Genomic DNA, 18,886 nt, shown 5'->3' on the forward strand with positions numbered 1-18,886 from the left:
TCTATAGGGCTAAGCTTCTCAATGATTTTTTAGCATTGCTTTGCTACAATGCGCGGGCTTAATCCCACACAAGGTTTGTGCAGTATGCAGCAACATATCCGAAATTTTTCTATCATCGCGCACATTGATCATGGCAAATCCACGCTTGCTGATCGCCTCATACAAGAATGCGGCGCGGTAACCCAAAGAGAGATGGTGAGCCAGATTATGGACACGATGGATATCGAAAAGGAGCGCGGTATCACGATAAAAGCCCAATCCGTGCGCCTAGAATACACCCACAACAACCAAACCTATATCCTAAACCTCATCGACACGCCCGGGCACGTGGATTTTAGCTATGAAGTCTCGCGCTCTCTTAGCTCGTGTGAGGGCGCGCTGCTCGTGGTGGATGCCTCACAGGGCGTGGAAGCCCAAACCATCGCCAATGTCTATATCGCACTTGATAACAATCTCGAAATTATCCCCGTGATTAACAAAATCGACTTACCCGCCGCAGACGCCCCAAAAGTCAAAGACGAGATAGAATCTACCATCGGGCTAGAATGCGATAATGCCCTAGAAGTGAGCGCAAAAAGCGGGCTAGGCATACACGAGCTTTTAGAATCTATCATCACGCGTATCCCCCCACCAAGCGGCGATGAAAGTGCTCCTACCAAAGCGCTGATTTATGATTCTTGGTTTGATAACTACCTAGGTGCCCTAGCACTCGTGCGGCTTAAAGATGGCGATATATCCGTGGGGCAGGAGATTCTCATAATGAGCAGTGGCAAGCGATATGAGGTGCTAGGGCTCTATTATCCCCACCCAGTGCAAAAAATCCCCACGCAAAAAATCGCTTGTGGAGAGATAGGCATCGTGTCCTTGGGGCTAAAGTCCCTCACAGAGCTTGCTGTGGGCGATACCATCACAGATTCTAAACACCCTACAATTAAGCCCATAGAGGGATTCAAACCCGCCAAGCCCTTTGTCTTTGCCGGGCTCTATCCGATTGAGACTGATAGATTTGAGGATCTGCGCGAAGCACTCAATAAACTCAAACTCAACGACTCCGCCCTGCAGTTTGAGCCAGAGACTTCTATCGCGCTTGGTTTTGGATTCCGCGTGGGCTTCCTAGGGCTTTTGCATATGGAAGTGGTAAAAGAACGCCTAGAGCGTGAGTTTAACCTCCAGCTCATCGCCACCGCACCCACGGTGATCTATGAAGTCTATGGGACTGATGGCTCACTCACTCTTGTGCAAAACCCCAGCCAGCTCCCCGAAGTGCAAAAAATCGCAAGTATCAAAGAGCCCTATGTGCGTGCGCATATCATCACACCAAGCGAATATCTAGGCAATATCATCACGCTGCTTTCCAACAAACGCGGCGTGCAGGAAAAAATGGAATACCTCACACCCGAGCGCGTAATGCTCGAATACGCCCTGCCAAGTAATGAAATCGTGATGGATTTTTATGACAAACTCAAATCCTGCACCAAGGGCTATGCGAGCTTTGACTATGAGCCTATCGAATACAGAGAGGGCAAGCTCGTGAAACTTGATGTGCGCGTGGCAGGCGAAGTAGTCGATGCGCTCTCTATCATCGTGGATAACTCCAAAGCCTATGAGAAAGGCAGAGCCCTAGTGGAAGCGATGAAAGAACTCATACCACGCCAACTCTTTGAAGTCGCGATACAAGCGAGTATCGGCAACAAAATCATCGCACGCGAAACCATCAAATCTATGGGCAAAAATGTAACCGCAAAGTGCTATGGCGGGGACATAACGCGCAAACGCAAGCTACTAGAAAAGCAAAAAGAGGGCAAAAAACGCCTCAAGGCTATTGGCAAAGTGGAACTGCCACAAGAGGCATTTTTGGCAGTGCTCAAAGTGGATTAGGCTTGCCAAATCTACAAGGAGGGGATATGCTAGAGTTTAATGATGAAGTGATGAAACGCTACTCGCGGCATTTTGTGCTACAAAATGTCGGCGTAGAGGGGCAGAAAAAACTCGCACAAGCACAGGTTTTCATCGCGGGGGCTGGTGGGCTTGGCTCGCCTATCGCGCTCTATCTCGCAGCCGCGGGGGTGGGGCGGATTGGGATCATCGATGATGATGTGATCGATCTTAGCAATCTGCAGCGACAAATCCTCCACACCACGCCCGAGGTGGGCACGCCAAAGGTGCAAAGCGCACAAAAAAAGCTCCACGCGCTAAACCCCAATGTGCAGATAGATACCTACCAAGAGCGATTAAACGCCCAAAATATCGCAAAACTTATAGAATCTTATGACATCATCGTCGATGGCACGGATAATTTTGGCACCAAATTCCTCATAAACGACGCGTGCATAATGCTCAAGAAGCCCTATTCCTATGGCGGGATTTTGCGCTTTAGCGGGCAGAGTATGAGTGTGAGCCCCGGGGAGAGCGCGTGCTATGCGTGCGTGTTTCACTCCCCTCCACCCCCAGATTCTGTGCCTACTTGCTCAAGTGCGGGGATACTTGGTTCAATCGCAGGAATGCTTGGGAGTATCCAAGCCACCGAGGTGCTTAAGATGATTTTAGGCATAGGCAAGCCACTCTACAATACGATACTAAGCTTTGATGCGCTAAGTATGGAGTTTCGCAAGATACGCGTGAGCAAAAACCCACACTGCCGCGTCTGCGCTAATGGTGCTCCCAAAACTTTAAGCGACTACGAGCAAGCCTCCTGCTGGGAATTGTGATTTTTAAAAGGATAGATATGTCTTATAACACTCATATAATGCCCCCCCCCCGTATAGCCCTCTAGCTTCTATTTTGGCTTTTGTGCCATGGTGCATTCTGCCATTTAGCCCGATAGCCGCCCTACTTGTTGCCCTTAGCTTTTTGTATCTCCTCACCTTTCTTACTCCCAATGCATTTTTGCGCATTACCATAACGCTTGCCATCATCATAAGCGGAGCCATCACTTATGCTAACAACACACCATGTTATTCTGACGCACTGAGTTATTACACGACTTATTACGACATTGCTAGAGGAGACTTTAGCCAAATCTTTGCTTATGGGAGCGGCGTTGAGTTTCTTATGCCTCTTTATTGGTGTGTTATCTCTTTCTTTTTTGATTCTCTGCGATGCGTGGATTTTTTAATCCTTAATAGCATTTGCGCTGGCATCCTCACTCTTATCTGGCTAGAAAAATACGCACTCAAAGATACACAGGCGCGCTATGCCACACTTTGTGTGTTTTTTGTCTTTTGCCTCTTTAGCTTTTGGACACCCACCTTTTTGACGCGACAGCTTTTTGCCTGCATTTTTATTCTTTTTGCTCTCTACCAAACCTCAAAATACAAAACCCTTATCTTTGTATTACTTGGATTTTTTTGCCACACAACAGCCATTGTATTCTACATACTCTTTTATTGCTTTAGGAGATTTTTCAAACTCTCTCTCATCATTACCATCGTGGGATCTCTTGCAATCGCGTCATCTGAATTCTTTCCGACACTGATCTCCTATATGGATTTTATCCCGGATTTTTTATCCCACAAACTTTTTTACTACGATAGGGTGATGGATGACGCCGGGAAAATTGTGTTTAGAGATTCTGTATTTGCCTACGCACTCATACTTTTAACTTTGTATTTTTATAAAAATATCGATCCAAAATGGCGCAATATCATTATTTTTTATGGAATCTTCTTTCTTGTCTCACCCATTGCTTCGTGGAATTTTTCCATACGCGTAGGCTTGTTTTACCACATCATCTTTGGCTTTTTGTTTTTTAAAGTCCTAGAGCACAGGCTTTGGTATTTGTATGGCTTAGGATTTATTTTCCTCATAGACAAATTCCGAACTGCCATAAAAATGACTATTATCAAAGAGGGCTTTTATGATCTTAGTGGAGGTTGGTTTTATTATCTGCTAAACTAAACTTTTGCTTCACCTCCTCTAACGCAAACACCCCGTTTTTTGCCCGTGCATTGAGTGAGCCAAAAATCTCCTCTATCATTACAGAATCTAGCCCATAATCCCTAGGATTTGTGCTCACTTTAAGCGCGACAAAAAGCTCCTTTATCGCCCCGCTTAAAGGCGATAGAATCTCGCGCGCCTCACACTTTGGCAGACACTCTAGCAATAGCGGGATACTAAAGCTACACGCTAGCCCGTGCGGCACGCCAAAGCGCATCGTGATAGGGTAACTTATGGCGTGTGCGAGGGCGGTTTGGGTATTAGAAAACGCTAGGGCAGCTTGCATACTCGCGCGCATCATATCTTCACGCAGTCCAAGCTCGCCCAAATCCTCTGTGAGCGCGGGCAGCGTGCGCACGATGAGAGCTATAGAATCTAGCGCGTAATGCGTGGAGATGGGATTGGCGTTTTTGTTCCATATCGACTCACACGCGTGCGAGAGCGCATCAAGCCCCGTGGCTATGGTGGTTTCGCGGCTTAAAGTGCGCGTGAGATTCACATCATATATCGCGGTGTGCGGATAGAGGCTCTCACTCTGCAGAGAATACTTCACTCCCGCCTTGCTATCCCAAATCGTCGCCCACTTTGTGAGCTCACTCCCCGTGCCCGCAGTCGTGGGGATAGCAAATATCGCACGCGCTAGGGATTCACTCCCACTCGCGCCACGCCCCACGCCCTCTATGTGCAATCCCCCATCGCGCGCCACCACATCGCCCCGAGTGCTCAAAAACTTCGCGCTATCAAGCACGCTCCCCCCACCGATAGCAAGCAGGGAATCAAAATCTAGATTCTGTAATGTGGCTTTTAGTGCCACAAGCTCGCTTAGCTCCGGATTTGGCGTGATAGAATCCACCACGCCCACCACACGCTTGCCTAGCACCTCCCGCACCTTGGCAGTGAGCCCGCGCGCGCTAAAGCCCCGTGAGGTGACAAGCAGGATTTTATCAGATTCTAACTCCCTGCAGGCTTGTAGCAAATCTGCGCCAAATACTATTCGCACCGGATTGTGATAGCAAAACTTCATCGCTTCTCCTTTTCTCTTATCCTTGCGCACCCTGCACATTTTGCGCACTAGTCTCACGCGTGAGAAACGCACTCAGGCGCGCTGCCACTTGCCTTGGCGTGATTTTGGGGCGACCTAGGGGCTCCTTGCTCCCCTTAGCTATCCGCAGATACACAAACCACGCGCCCCCGCGCTCACACTCCACAAATGCGCGCAATGCTTCATTTAGCTCGCCCACATCACGCACCTCGCACACGCGCTCATACCCACACGCCCGCGCAATTGCGCAAAAATCCACAAACGGCGAGAGATTAAACTGCCCGCCGGTGCTATCGTGACTCTCATTGTCTAGCAAAATATGGCAGAAGTTCCCCCTATCGCGCATTTTGGCATAATACGCATTGGTGCTAAGCGCGCCAAGCCGCATAAGCAGCGCAGAATCCCCATCGACTGCCATTATCTTTTTTTCACTCTTAAGCGCGATCCCAAGCCCCAAAGCCCCCACGCAGCCCATAGAGCCAACCATATAGAGCTGATTGGGCGTATCGCCCAGCTCATAGAGCTCGCGCCCGCATTTGCCCGTGGTGGCGAGCAGCACGCTTTGGGAATCTAGCGCAATAGTGTGGAGTGTCGTGAGGGCTTGCAAACGCGTAGGTAACGTTTCTCTAGCTTCTTTGGATAAATTCGCCTCTTGCGCGCCTTTAGGAGATTTCTGCGTTCGCGTTTGGTCACTACCGCCTAGGTAGCTCCCTGCACGCTCACTTGAAAAACTCCTAAAATCATCGCAAGATGCTAGAATTTCGTGTGCTTCTTTGTGTGCAAGCTCGGATTTTTGGGACGCTATGCAAGATTCTATAGAGCTAGATTCTGAATCTGAAGTATCAAACATAGAATCTAAGCCCGCATTAGATTCTGAATTTGTCTCTAAACCTTGTGCGTGGCTTGCCTCGGAAATTCTAGTATCTTGCGTAAGATTTGAGTGTTGCACAAGGGGCGACGCAGGGATTTTACTAGATGTAAATGAGCAAGTCGCCCCGCCGTGCTCACTCAAAGATTGCGTAAGAGACGAATTTCTAAAATCTTTTAACAAAGCAACTTTGCTAAATGTCTTATCCCTCACTATAAAGAAAAAACTCCTGCGCGATTCCAAAACCTCTCGCGCGCGATGCACCTGTTTTCTCGCCTCATCAAAATCTGGGCTCAAAAACGCATATTCTACCTCACACACTGCTAGCAGTTTATCGGTGATCACGCCTAGGAGCTCGTGCTGTGGCTCATCGGTGTTGCGCCCTTGTCCATCGCGCTCCCCGCGCAGCGACACAAAGCCAAGGATTGGGATACCAAAGGTGTGGTTGAGGCTTGTGAGAGGCGAGAGGGCGTTGCTAAGTCCGCTGTTTTGCATAAGCACCACGCCATATTCCGTGCTAGACTTGTCTTTCGCGCGCTTTTGCTTGATTGCATCACTCGGACTTCGGTCACTACCGCCTAAGGTAGCTCCCTCGTCCTCACTCGCAAAACAAGCAAAATCATCGCAAAATACTTCGCCTCTCTCTGAATCCCGCGCACCAACTTTCCGCGACAAATGTAGGCTTGCGTTATCGCGCATATTATTTAAATTAGGCAAAGCCTCGCTAGGATTTTTTGGCGTTAGGGATTCTGCGATTGTTCTAGATTCTGAATCTAAGCTGCTAAATATAGAATCTAAACTTTCTTTCAGATTCTATATTTTCTTTACATTCCTCGCTTGGCTTGCCCGAGCATTCTAAGATTTGAGATGAGAAATCGGGGTTGTGCAGTCGCGAACGAGGAGATAAGACTGGAGCGTCTATCGACGAAGTGAGCGACAAACTCCCCGATTTATCGCTCAAAGCTGAATGCTTACCTAGAGCTGAATTTGCAAGACTAACCCCGCTCGCTATCGCCACCGCCTCCCCCTCATTATTCGCCATCACAAACCGCCCCTCATTAATCGCATAATTAATAAGCGGTGCGAGGTAGCTGCAGGGCACCCCGCTAAAATCCCTAAACCCACTCTCCCCCAAAAGCTCCCCAAACGCGTAAGTATCTAGCATAACGCTCCTTTATTTTGGTTAGTTGTCATTAGAGGCATTCTAAGGATTGAGATGAGAAAAGTGGGTTATCAAGCGAGGATTGAGGGAGCTTACTAGGCGTAAGTGACCGAAAATCCGAGTGAAGATTCCCACTTTTATCGCTCAATACTGAATGCCACTTTTTATATCGTCCCCGGGATCAGCGAGAGTATCTCCCCCACACTCATACACCGCCCCTCAATCTCTGCGCTCCTATCGTGTCGCAAAATCCCCTCTGCCACCTCTTTCATCGCCACAAACGACGCCCTTAGCAAGTGGTTGGCATAGATGATGATATTTGCTCCCGCCTCGCCCAGCTCGTGTGCGGTGATTGTATTAAAGCTCGTGGGCACAACCACGATAGGCGTGTGCGCATCACGCGCACGGAATCTCTCCAAAAACTCCAGCACCTCATTAGGAGATTTTTGGCGCGAGTGGATCATTATCCCATCAGCCCCCGCCTGCACATACGCGTGCGCACGCCTTAGCGCGTCCTCTTGCCCCTTTTCTAGGATAAGAGATTCTATACGCGCGATAATCATAAAATCCTGCGTTATCTGCGCGCGCTTGCCCGCCGTGATTTTGTCGCAAAAATCCTCGATAGAATCTTGGGTTTGCGCCACCTCATTGCCAAGCAGAGAATTTTTCTTTAGCCCCGTCTTATCCTCGATGATCACCGCGCTCACTCCCGTGCGCTCGAGACTGCGCACGCTAAAGACAAAATGCTCGATTTTCCCGCCCGTATCGGCATCGTAGATGAGCGGCTTGCTTGTTACTTCAAAAATCTCATTAATCGTATTTAGGCGGCTTGTGAGTTCCACTGCCTCGATATCGGGCTTGCCCCGCGAGGTAGAATCTGTGAGGCTCGAGCTCCAAAATCCATCAAACTCCAGCCGCACGCCCTCTTTTTGCACAAAGACATTTTGGGCGATGAGCGCGGAGATTGCCGAGTGCGTCTCGAGGATTCTTAAGGGCTTTTTAGCCGCGATGAGACGGCGCAGGGTGGAGAGCCTCGCGTTGGTTGAGATCCCGATAGCACGCGCATCGGCGTTGAGCTGTGTGGAGCTAATCCCCTCAGTATAGCTTGGCTCCACAAGCTCGCCGCAGCCTAGCTCGCTCAAAGTATCAAGGACATTTTGGCGCGTTTTGGCTTGCGCGCCGACTTTCCAATCATCGCCATGCACGACATAGCGGGGCTTGAGCGCGCGGATATTTGCCTCATAGCTTAGGGTGGTTTGGGGGATCACGCGATCAATCAGGCTAAGGCTCTCCATCACGGCTTTGCGCTGCTCATAGCTCATATACGGCACGCGCTTGTATGAAGCGATAGCAGAATCCGTAAGCAGCCCCAAAACCACTTCGCCCGAGATCTTATCCGCATACTCGCGCGCGATTTTTAGGATATTGATATGCCCGGGGTGGAGGAGATCCGCGCTCATAGCGACATAGACGATGGGCGTTGCAGTAGTTGTTCTGATACTGTAGTCCATTTAGTGCTCCTTAGATTCTGAAATTGTGGCAGCTTGAGACTGTGTAGATTCTGTGCTGGTAATGTCTGTCCAGTTGTTTAAATCAAAAATGCTATTTTTCACTTTGTATTGCAAAATAACATCAAATTTTGTGTTCGTCTGTCGCCCGCTACCACCATCTACAAATGTAAAGATAAGCTCGCGATTTGGCATTGGATTTTTGAGAAAACTTGGAGGAATCTTGGGGCATTTTGAATCTATCTCATCACACGCCACCGCCATAGCATCGCTATTGCTCACAAAAGTCGTGGTATCGACTTTGAGCTTACCTTTAGCGTTAAAATCCTTTACCATAAAGAATATATGAGAGTTTCGTAATTCTCGACGTGGCAAATCTATAAGTGGCGCGCCCTGTCCGCCGTTGCCATGATCACTCACGATAATAATTTTGGTATTGTCATAGATTCCAGAATCTTTAAACCACTTCAGCCATAAGCCAAGATTTTTCACATAACAAATATGATTAGAATACGCTAGCCCTGCTTTGTCTGTCATCAATTTTGAGCGATAAAGGCTTGTATCTGTGATATGTTGGCACGCATTATCTTTGTCAAGAAGCCAAGGAAAATGCTCGGTATTTTCGTGAAAAAGCTTAAATGTAGGTTTGGGAGATTGTGTGTTAGAAAGCACGGCAAAACTCGCTATTTTTGAGGCGTTATTGACTGAATATCTAAAATGGTTTGCCAAAAGTGAATCGCCAAAAAGCCAACCCTCTGCTTGATACAGCCTTGCTCTAAAGATATATGGACTAGCTCGGAAAAGCCCAAGAGAAATAAGCTCGCCAAAGGGAATACTAGAATCTAACTTTGGTTCTTGTATGCGATAGTGTTGCTTATAAAATCCTGCCCACGCACTATGATCAGTATTTGGGATAAGCAAAACATCTTTTTTCAAATTTGGGCGTATATAAACTTCATCTCCGGGAAAAATAGTCCCAAAACTTACCGCATACCCCGCATTTGAAAAGCTATTTGCCACACTAACGATTGCCTTTGAGTTTTCCTCTACAAGCGTATGTTTGAGGTTTCTTTTATTGACATTATGGGGTGCATAATACTCTCCTCCAATGATTGCAGGAAATGAGGCAAAGGTAATGCTTGAAGCCGAAAGAGTATTTGTATAGTAGGTAAAGCCCTCAAAAACATCATAAAGCTCTGGATAATCCTTGAGTGCCTGCGTGAAATTATCACTTTGCACCGTATCAGACATAAGCACTATAATATTTGGCTTATCTTTTGAAAAGCCTAAATAAACATTTGCATAATCTGGTATCGTGGAATTATTGGTAGCATTATGAGAACTTTTTGTGGGTGCTTCTAACTTCACATATTTACTATGCTCGATAACCACACTCCCAAAATCTAATACACTTGACAAAGAGAGAATACCAAACATAAATAGCAGCGCAATACGCATTGCATTTTTAAGCTTATAGAGCAAAAAGATGGCAGCAAACATAAGAAAAACGCCATAACCTATGTCAAAATATTTTGCAAATGCGTGTGAGATATTTGCCCCACCATCTTTAAAGAGTAGTCCATCTAGGGGCGCATAAGGGCGACCATTGAAAATATTGCCTGTGAAAAAAAACACATAACTTATCGCAATCAACACAAGCACTATACACGCAAAAACTCCGAGTTTTAGCAATCGTGTTTTGTAAAAAAAGCTTGTGGTATAAATCCCTAAAAAACTAAAGAGTAAGAAAAAGCCAAAAAGTCCGCCAAGTGTCTGGAAAGTTTGGCTTGGATCAAATTGACTAACATCCGAGCTATACACCGCAAAGGGCGAAAATACAAAGATGAGAAAAAAGATATTTAAGAGCGCAAAGATAGAGATATTGCGGTAAGTGAGGTAGGTTTTAGAATCTAAATCCTTGTGGGGTGTGAAAATGGCGTGTAAAACATTCTTAAATCTTGAAAGTAAATTCGCCTCTTGCGCGCTTTTGCGGGAATCTACGCTCGGTGCTTGGTCACTACCGCTTAGGTAGCTCCCTGCACCCCTCGCTTGATAACCCACAAAATCATCGCAAGATGCTAGAATTTCGTGTGGCTCTGTGTGTGCAAACTCTGAATTTGTGTGCGATTTTGCAAAATTAGATTCTGCTCGACTTGCGCTACTGCGCCCATTATTATTGATATTTGGCAAAGCCTCGTTAAGGGTTTTTGAAGTGGTGGATTGTGTAATTATTTTAGATTCTGAATCTGTTAGACTAGATTCTATACTTTGCTTTTGTGAATCTTTAGAATCTGTGGGGCTAGATTCTAAACCTACACTAGATTCTGAACTTGCTTTACATTCCACGCTTGGCTTGCCGTCTTGGCATTCTAAGATTTTGGATGAGAAATCGTTGTTTTCAAGTGAGGGGTGCAGGGAGCTACCTAAGCGGTAGTGACCAAACCCCGAGCGCAGAATCAACGATTTATCACCAAAACGAAGTTTCTTTAGAAAAGCTGAATGCCTCAATCCAAGCAAAGTTCGCAGGAGCGAAAACCCCATACTCACACTCCAATATACTACCAGCCCACTTGGCATCACATACAACAGCACGAGAAAAATAAGCGCGATGAGGCTGCCCTGCACGCGCGCACCGCGCTCTTTGCTACTCACAAAGACATTAATGAGGCTCAAAACACTCATCACAAAAGGCAAAAGTGCGTAGCCAAAAAGCAAAGTATCGGGCTTGCTCAAATCCTCTATCACGCCAAATCGCGCGCCCTGCAAGCCCTCAAAGTCTTGGAGTAAAAAGAGCACGCCAAGAAAAAAGGGAATCTGCAGTGCCAAGCCACTAAGTGAAAAGAGATTATAAATAGGGTGGTAGTGCTTTTGTTTAAAAAGAATCTGCGTGTAGGCGTGCAGCTCCGCGCCCCTAAAGACTTTTTTAAACTCCGCTATTTTCTTATCACACGCGCTTTTTAGCGCGCTCACTGCGCGGGCTTTGGATTCTGAAAGGTGCGTGAGCTTGAGCAAAAAGACATTGACACAAAGACTTAAAAGCACGATAGCCAAGCCATAGCTGTGCGTGATGGCATAGAGCCACTCAAACACCGCACCAAGGAGGGTTTGCATAGGGTAGATGAAGGTGTAGTAAAGCACTTCTGTAATCATTGTAGGTATCCTTTGTGTTGGCTTGTCTTTTTCGCGCTTTTACTTGATTGCTGCATTCGCGTTTGGTCATTACCCTCTAGGTAACTCCCTGCACGCTCATTTGCAAAACAAGTAAAATCATCGAAAAATACCGCGCCATTCTCTAACTCTTGCACATTAATTTTCTGCCACAAATGCGGGAACGGCGTTTTATATGCTTCTTTGTGTGCAAATTCTGAATCTGTGTGCGATTGTGTAAATTTAGATTCTAAGCCTGCATTAGATTCTAAATCAGCTTGAGACTCCGCACTTGGCTTGCCAGAAATTCTAGTATCTTGCGTAAGATTTGAGTGTTGCACAAGGGGCGACGCAGGGATTTTACTAGATGTAAATGAGCAAGCAGCCCCGCCGTGCTCGCTCAAAGATTGCGTAAGAGACGAATTTCCTTTATCGCTAAGAGCTGAATGCCTTTCATCTAAATGCCTCATCGCACACCCTCTAGCATCGCATCTATCTCGCGAATCCTGCGCACTTGCGGCATATAGGCTTTAAGGCTTTGCTCTAGTAGCTCACGCTCGATTTTTAGAATCTCTTGCACGGCTTTCAGTCCGGCGTGGTGTGGGTATCGCCAAAGCTCCTCTTTGCATTTTTGGGCTTCTTTTGTCTTATTAGATTCTAAAATCTGTGCGATCACACTAGTAATGTCGCCAAAATCTCGCTCCTCTAGCTTCCCGCCTATGCGCTTTAGCGTCTCAAAGGTATAAAAATGCTCCATATCAATATCGCTCAAATCATAGCCAGCAGGATCGAAGGCAAAGTCTAGTGTGAGCACGGGCTTGCCCTCGAGGCAGACAAAGTCAAAAATCACGGAGCTAAAATCTGAAATCATCATATCGGCTTTGGCAAAGGCATAGACATTGGGCGTGCCGATATCCCACGCTACATTTGCGTATTGTTGCAGGGCTTCTTGCAGGTGGGCGATGTTTTTAGATTCTGCCTCGCCGATGAGGCTTTGGGGGTGTGGGCGTATGATGAGACTAAAGCCTGCTTGGGCGAGGGGCTCTAGGAGGGTTAGTCCGTATTTGGTGAGCAAGGTTTCCTTACCCCACGAGGGAGAGATGAGAATTGTTGGCATAGATTGTGGTGCGTTGTCTTTTAGTGATAAATCGGGGAGTTTGTCGCTCACTTCGTCGATAGACGCTCTAGTCTTATCTCCTCGCTCGCGACTGCACAACCCCGATTTTTCATCTAAAATACTGCCGCCTAGCCCTTGTGCTTTTCCTTGGCTTGTCTTTTGTGTGCTTTTGCCCTCTGAGATTTGCCCCCTTTGGTCACGCATAAGAGAATCTACGCGCTCAGCTTCGGGCACTACCGCTAAGGTAGCTTCCTCGCTTCGCGCTCCAAAACCACGATTTTTCATCTCAAATCCTAGAATTTCGTGCTGCTCTTTGTGTGCAAACTCTGAATTTGTGTGCGATTTTGCAAAATTAGATTCTGCTAGGCTTGCGTTATCGCGCGCATTATTGATATTTGGCAAAGCCTCGTTAAGGTTTTTTAGCGTTGTGGATTCTGTAATTGTTTTAGATTCTGAATTTGCCTTACATTCTGCGCTTGGCTTGCCCTCTTGGCATTCTAAGGATTGAGATGAGAAAGTGGGGTTGTGCAGATTGGAGGCAAGAGAGCTACCTAAGCGGTAGTGACCGCCGCCGACAATCAAACTCCCCGCTTTATCGCTCAATACTGAATGCCTTAACACGGAAAGTTCATCAAGGTATGTGCTCCCCACCACCCCTATATACTTCCGCTTTACCCCGTGCGCCTCCTCCACCTCGCGCACAAAATCCCTCTGTATCTCGTTTGCCACCAGCACGGAGTCAAAATAATCCAGCCCAAACGCCCGATAAGTCATCGGCGTGAGCGAATGCACAATATGGCAGTAGTGGCGCACCCCGCGACTGCGCTTAATTTGTAAAACATCTAAGCCCGGCGTGGTGAGCACGCAAATATCAGCCCTAAGCGTGTTTAGTCTCACATAGGCTTTATTGCCCGCGCCAATATACTCAAAGGTGCCAAAAGACTGCGCCTCTCCACGCAAAAGCGCGGGATCGTCGTCTCCAGAAGTAAGATAAATATAAGGGTGCTTAAGTGAATCTAGTGCATCTAAGATGGGTTTAAAAGTGTGGTAGTATTGTTTGCCTTCAGAGTAGAATACAAGATGGCTGTTTAGGGTAGAATTCCCCCCCCCCCCGAGGGCTAAATCCGGAGCTAAATCCGCCACTTAGGAAGGTGCTTGGGGAAGTGAGTTTGTAAAAGAGGTTTTTAAAGAAAAACACGACAGAGGCAAACACCGCGACAATCGATGAAAGCAGAAGCGAACCACTGCCCGGATCCAAATACGCAAACGCCGGGACACACGACAAACAAAGCAATGCCAAAACTCTCCACATCATTCAAATACCTTGCAAAGTTTAATTATTAAAATTCTCTTAAAGCGCGTAGCAAAGTCGGCATTGTAATGCACGCAAGCCTAGAATAAACTTAAAGCAAACAAACCAAATCCATAGCCCCGCATTAATTTTTCGTGTTATATAATTGATTAAAATTTTTCACACACCCCCGGTTTGTTAGGAGCTTATTTATGAATCACCAAAAATATCAGCGAGGCTACTTTATGCCTCCTACGCAGTGTTTGGAATGGGCGAGCAAGGAATACATAGACAAAGCCCCGATTTGGTGTAGCGTGGATTTGCGCGATGGCAACCAAGCACTCATCACACCTATGAGCCTCGAGGAAAAAATCGAGTTTTTTAAGCTCCTTGTCAAAGTCGGATTTAAAGAGATTGAGGTGGGATTCCCCGCTGCGAGTCAGACAGAATATGAGTTTTTGCGCACACTCATCGAGGAGGAGCTAATCCCTGATGATGTGTGTATCCAAGTGCTAACCCAAGCGCGCGAGCATATCATCAAAAAAACCTTTGAAAGCCTAAGCGGGTGCAAAAACGCCATCGTGCATGTGTATAACTCGACTTCCTTTGCCCAACGCCAACAGGTGTTTAAAAAATCCAAAGAGCAAGTCAAGCAAATCGCCATCGATGGGGCAAACTACCTCAAGCAAATGGCGGCACAGACTAAGGGGAATTTTCGCTTTGAATACTCGCCCGAGAGCTTTAGCGGCACAGAGGTGGATTACGCGCTTGAGGTGTGCAATGCCGTGATAGAAGTCTTTAACCCCACGCCAGAGAACAAACTCATCTTAAACCTCCCCGTAACCGTAGAGATGAGCCTGCCACATATCTATGCAAGCCAAGTGGAATATATCTCCAAAAATCTCAACAAGCGCGAGAGCGTGCTCATCTCGCTCCACCCGCACAACGATAGAGGCTGTGGGATCGCTGATGCGGAGCTAGGACTACTCGCAGGAGCAGATAGGATCGAGGGCACTCTCTTTGGCAATGGCGAGCGCACCGGCAATGTCGATATCATCACGCTTGCGATGAATATGTATTCCCACGGGGTGGATTCTAAGCTTGATTTTAGCAATATCCCTGCGATTTGTGATTTGTATGAGAAGGTTACCAAAATGTCCGTGTATGAGCGGCAGCCCTACTCTGGCAAGCTCGTGTTTGCGGCGTTTTCAGGCAGCCATCAAGACGCCATCGCTAAGGGTATGGCATACCACAAAGAGCACAATCTCAGCACTTGGAGCGTGCCATATCTCCCTATCGATCCTCAAGACATCGGGCGCGTGTATGAAAGCGATGTGATACGCATAAACTCCCAAAGCGGCAAGGGCGGAATCGCGTATGTGCTCTATAGCCAATTTGGCATTGACTTACCCGCACTCTTTAGGGAGGATTTTTCCTACTATGTCAAGGATATTTCTGACAAAGCCCACAAAGAGCTCTCGCCACAAGATATTTGCGATATTTTCCAAAACGATTTTGTGAATCTAAAAAGCCCCTTGAGCCTCAAGGACTATCATTTCACACGCACTGATGAAGTGCTAAGCGTGAATCTCAAAGTGGAGTTTGAGGACAAAAGCTATGAGATAAGCGGCAGTGGCAATGGGCGACTAGATGCAGTGGCAAACGCACTGCGTGAGAATCTAAGCCTAGATTTTGATATTATGGATTATAGCGAGCACGCGCTCAAGGAGGGCTCCTCCTCGCAAGCCATCTCGTATGTGCAGATTCAAAACGCCAAGGGCAAATACTTTGGCGTAGGCATTGATACCGATATCATCGCGGCGAGTATTTATGGTTTGATAAGTGCGATTAATCGTGCCTCGCGCTAGATTCACAACACAAAAGGAGTAAATATGAGTATGACAATGTCCCAAAAAATCCTCGCCCACAAGGCGGGCTTAGAATCTGTCAAGCCCGGCGATTTGATAATGGCAAAGCTCGATATGGTGCTAGGTAATGATATCACCACACCCGTGGCGATCAATGCCTTCAAACAAGCCAAATTCACAGAGGTTTTTGACAAAGATAAAATCTCGCTAGTAATGGATCACTTCGCGCCCAATAAAGATATCAAAGCCGCTACCCAAAGCCAGCAGTGCCGCTGCTTTGCCAAAGATTTTGATATCTCGCATTACTACGATGTGGGCAATATGGGCGTGGAACACGCACTCCTGCCCGAGCAAGGCATCGTAACTATCGGCGATCTCATCATCGGTGCGGATTCACACACCTGCACTTATGGGGCGTTGGGAGCGTTTTCTACCGGTGTGGGCTCTACGGATATGGCAGTGGGTATGGCGACAGGCGAGGCGTGGTTTAAAGTCCCTCACGCAATGCGCTTTAACCTTAAAGGCAAGCTACGCCCCTATGTGAGCGGCAAAGATGTGATTTTGCATATCATTGGCAAAATTGGCGTTGATGGCGCGCTGTATAAGAGTATGGAGTTTGGCGGCGAGGGGCTTAAGAATCTCACTATTGACGATAGGCTCTGCATCGCCAATATGGCGATTGAGGCGGGGGCAAAAAATGGAATCTTTGAAGTCGATGAGATCACCATAGAATACGCCAAGGCACGCACAAGCAAGCAGTTCCAAATCTACGCACCGGATAAAGACGCGTATTATGAGCAGGTTTTTGATATTAATCTAAGCGAGATCGATCACACCGTGGCATTCCCTCATTTGCCAGAAAACACCAAAGAGCGCGATGAGTGGGGTGAAGTCAAGATCGATCAAGTCGTTATCGGCTCCTGCACCAATGGACGCCTTAGCGATATGGCAATCGCCGCGCAGATTCTAAAAGATAAGAGAATCGCCAAAAACACGCGCTGTATTGTCATACCCGCGACTCAAAATATCTACCTAGAGTGCATCGCAAGGGGCTATCTCGAGACTTTTATCAAAGCTGGCTGCGTCGTCTCTACTCCTACTTGTGGTCCTTGTCTGGGCGGGCATATGGGGATTTTGGCAGCAAATGAAAAATGTGTCTCCACGACAAACCGCAACTTCGTGGGGCGTATGGGGCACGTGAGTAGCGAGGTGTATCTCGCCTCCCCTGAAGTGGCGGCAGCAAGCGCGATCACTGGTGTGCTTAGCGCGCCTGAAGCGGTGCTGTAGATTCTATAAGCTTAGATACAAGGAGAGATTATGAAAGCTCAAGGTTTTGTCCATAGATATGGCGATAATGTCGATACCGATGTGATTATCCCCGCGCGCTACCTCAACACCGCTGATCACAAGGAGCTTGCCGCACATTGTATGGAGGATATAGACAAGGACTTCGTGCATAAAGTAAAAGAGGGCGATATTATGGTGGGTGGCTGGAACTTTGGCTGTGGCTCAAGCCGCGAGCACGCCCCCATCGCGATTAAAGCAAGTGGTATCTCGTGTATCATCGCCAAGAGCTTTGCGCGCATTTTCTATCGCAATGCCATAAATATCGGACTAGCGATTATAGAATCTCCTGAGATAGCAGATTCTATCGCGCAGGGCGAGGAAGTGGCAATCGACTTTGACAAAGGCGAGATCACCAACCTCGCCACAAACGCAACATTTAAAACCACACCATTCCCGCCATTTATCCAAGAAATCATCAATGCCAATGGTTATCTTAATTGGATCGCTAAGAGAAAGCAGGCATAGAATCCAACACAATAAGGGAGCAATATGCAAAAGAGTATAGCAGTAGTGCGCGGCGATGGAATCGGCGCAGAAATCATCACACAAGCCCTCAAGGTGCTAGAGAAAATCGCACAAAAATACAACCATAGCTTTGAATCCAAAGAAGTGCTAGCCGGAGGCTGTGCGATCGATGCGTGTGGCGAGTGCCTCCCAAAAGAAAGCCTAGAGATATGCAAGCAAAGCGATAGCGTGCTTTTGGGCGCGGTGGGCGGTCCTAAATGGGATAATGAGCCAAGCCACAACCGCCCCGAGCAAGCCCTGCTACGCATTCGTAAAGAACTCGGACTCTTTGCCAATATCCGCCCCGCCACGCTCCTCCCCCAACTCCAAAGCGCAAGCCCGCTCAAAGAGGAGATTCTGACAAAAGGCATTGATTTTATCATCGTGCGTGAGCTCATCGGTGGCGTGTATTTTGGCGAGCACAAAACCCAAGAAATCGGTGGCGAGCTCGTAGCAAGCGATGATATGCGCTATAGTGCCTCGCAGATAGAATCTATCGCGCGCGTGGCGTTTGAAATCGCAAAAGGACGCAAAAAAGAGGTGGTATCTGTAGATAAGGCAAATGTGCTCGATAGCTCGAGGCTGTGGCGCAAGGTTACCGAGGAGGTGGCTAAGGACTATCCCGATGTGAATCTAGTTCATATGTATGTCGATAATGCCGCGATGCAGATTTGCCGCGCGCCGTGGCAGTTTGATGTGATTTTGACTGAAAATATGTTTGGCGATATTTTGAGCGATGAAGCAAGTGTGATCACCGGCAGTATCGGCACGATCCCCTCCGCCTCGCTCGCACACACAAACAAGGGCTTGTATGAGCCAATCCACGGCAGCGCGCCAGATATCGCGGGGCAGGATAAGGCAAACCCTATTGGCACGATTTTGAGCGTGGCGATGATGCTAAGGCATTCTTTTGGATTAAATGATGAGGCAAAAGCCATAGAGCGCGCGATAGAGGAGGTTTTAAACCAAGGCTACCGCACGCTTGATACGCTAAATCCTAGCGACTCTTCGCTCAAAGCCGTGGGCTGTGAGGCGATGGGCGAGCTCATCACAAAGGCGATTAGATGATGTATCAAATGGCGTGCGTGTATCGGGG

Annotated in this window: 15 protein-coding genes; 7 read left to right on the top strand and 8 right to left on the bottom strand. The window is 47.5% G+C overall.

What is annotated here, in order from left to right; all coding sequences use genetic code 11:
• Positions 1 to 84 precede the first annotated feature (84 nt).
• The 3 genes from lepA (at position 85) to ACH2BK_RS01380 (ending at position 3,897) form a co-directional block, all read left to right on the top strand.
• Positions 85 to 1,878 carry a translation elongation factor 4 gene (gene lepA / locus ACH2BK_RS01370; protein WP_395001793.1) on the top strand — a complete coding sequence of 598 codons (1,794 nt, stop codon included), beginning with the start codon at positions 85 to 87 and terminating at the stop codon, positions 1,876 to 1,878.
• Positions 1,879 to 1,904: 26 nt separating this feature from the next.
• The gene (locus ACH2BK_RS01375) at positions 1,905 to 2,708 is read left to right on the top strand and encodes a HesA/MoeB/ThiF family protein (protein ID WP_395001794.1); all 804 of its coding nucleotides are present in this window, start codon (positions 1,905 to 1,907) and stop codon (positions 2,706 to 2,708) included.
• A gap of 82 nt (positions 2,709 to 2,790) precedes the next feature.
• Positions 2,791 to 3,897 carry an EpsG family protein gene (locus ACH2BK_RS01380; protein WP_395001795.1) on the top strand — a complete coding sequence of 369 codons (1,107 nt, stop codon included), beginning with the start codon at positions 2,791 to 2,793 and terminating at the stop codon, positions 3,895 to 3,897.
• On the opposite strand, the gene ACH2BK_RS01385 is transcribed toward ACH2BK_RS01380, so the two are convergent.
• From ACH2BK_RS01385 to ACH2BK_RS01420, 8 genes are all read right to left on the bottom strand, one after another.
• Positions 3,863 to 4,960, bottom strand: coding sequence for a phosphonoacetaldehyde reductase (locus ACH2BK_RS01385; RefSeq protein ID WP_395001796.1), 1,098 nt, complete (start codon positions 4,958 to 4,960; stop codon positions 3,863 to 3,865). The genes ACH2BK_RS01380 and ACH2BK_RS01385 overlap by 35 nt on opposite strands.
• Before the next feature lie 16 nt (positions 4,961 to 4,976).
• The gene (locus ACH2BK_RS01390) at positions 4,977 to 6,521 is read right to left on the bottom strand and encodes a thiamine pyrophosphate-dependent enzyme (protein ID WP_395001797.1); all 1,545 of its coding nucleotides are present in this window, start codon (positions 6,519 to 6,521) and stop codon (positions 4,977 to 4,979) included.
• A 106-nt stretch (positions 6,522 to 6,627) separates the two neighbouring features.
• Positions 6,628 to 7,011: a hypothetical protein gene (locus tag ACH2BK_RS01395; RefSeq protein ID WP_395001798.1), complete on the bottom strand. Its 384-nt coding sequence runs from the start codon at positions 7,009 to 7,011 to the stop codon at positions 6,628 to 6,630.
• Between the two features lie 161 nt (positions 7,012 to 7,172).
• Positions 7,173 to 8,519 carry a phosphoenolpyruvate mutase gene (gene aepX / locus ACH2BK_RS01400; RefSeq protein ID WP_395001799.1) on the bottom strand — a complete coding sequence of 449 codons (1,347 nt, stop codon included), beginning with the start codon at positions 8,517 to 8,519 and terminating at the stop codon, positions 7,173 to 7,175.
• Entirely contained in the window at positions 8,520 to 11,666 is a 3,147-nt protein-coding gene (locus ACH2BK_RS01405) for a YidC/Oxa1 family membrane protein insertase (protein WP_395001800.1), read from the bottom strand.
• Positions 11,663 to 12,133 (bottom strand): hypothetical protein, encoded by a 471-nt coding sequence (locus tag ACH2BK_RS01410; protein ID WP_395001801.1) that lies wholly within the window; start codon positions 12,131 to 12,133, stop codon positions 11,663 to 11,665. Before ACH2BK_RS01410 ends, ACH2BK_RS01405 begins: the two co-directional genes overlap by 4 nt.
• Positions 12,130 to 13,923: a CDP-glycerol glycerophosphotransferase family protein gene (locus ACH2BK_RS01415; RefSeq protein ID WP_395001802.1), complete on the bottom strand. Its 1,794-nt coding sequence runs from the start codon at positions 13,921 to 13,923 to the stop codon at positions 12,130 to 12,132. The genes ACH2BK_RS01410 and ACH2BK_RS01415 overlap by 4 nt, the downstream gene beginning before the upstream one ends.
• Entirely contained in the window at positions 13,844 to 14,095 is a 252-nt protein-coding gene (locus ACH2BK_RS01420) for a hypothetical protein (RefSeq protein WP_395001803.1), read from the bottom strand. The genes ACH2BK_RS01415 and ACH2BK_RS01420 overlap by 80 nt, the downstream gene beginning before the upstream one ends.
• Positions 14,096 to 14,283: 188 nt before the next feature.
• On the opposite strand from ACH2BK_RS01420, the gene leuA reads away from it, so the two are divergent.
• The 4 genes from leuA to leuB are packed head-to-tail and all read left to right on the top strand — an operon-like array spanning position 14,284 to position 18,858.
• Positions 14,284 to 15,939 (top strand): 2-isopropylmalate synthase, encoded by a 1,656-nt coding sequence (leuA, locus tag ACH2BK_RS01425; RefSeq protein ID WP_395001804.1) that lies wholly within the window; start codon positions 14,284 to 14,286, stop codon positions 15,937 to 15,939.
• 24 nt (positions 15,940 to 15,963) lie between these two features.
• On the top strand, positions 15,964 to 17,226 hold the full coding sequence (gene leuC, locus ACH2BK_RS01430) for a 3-isopropylmalate dehydratase large subunit (RefSeq protein WP_394994362.1): 1,263 nt from the start codon (positions 15,964 to 15,966) through the stop codon (positions 17,224 to 17,226).
• A 30-nt stretch (positions 17,227 to 17,256) separates the two neighbouring features.
• On the top strand, positions 17,257 to 17,751 hold the full coding sequence (gene leuD, locus ACH2BK_RS01435) for a 3-isopropylmalate dehydratase small subunit (RefSeq protein ID WP_395001805.1): 495 nt from the start codon (positions 17,257 to 17,259) through the stop codon (positions 17,749 to 17,751).
• A gap of 24 nt (positions 17,752 to 17,775) precedes the next feature.
• On the top strand, positions 17,776 to 18,858 hold the full coding sequence (gene leuB, locus ACH2BK_RS01440; RefSeq protein WP_395001806.1) for a 3-isopropylmalate dehydrogenase: 1,083 nt from the start codon (positions 17,776 to 17,778) through the stop codon (positions 18,856 to 18,858).
• Positions 18,859 to 18,886 lie beyond the last annotated feature (28 nt).

It is taken from the genome of uncultured Helicobacter sp., assembly GCF_949282165.1.
In the GTDB taxonomy this organism is placed as follows: Bacteria; Campylobacterota; Campylobacteria; order Campylobacterales; family Helicobacteraceae; genus Helicobacter_F.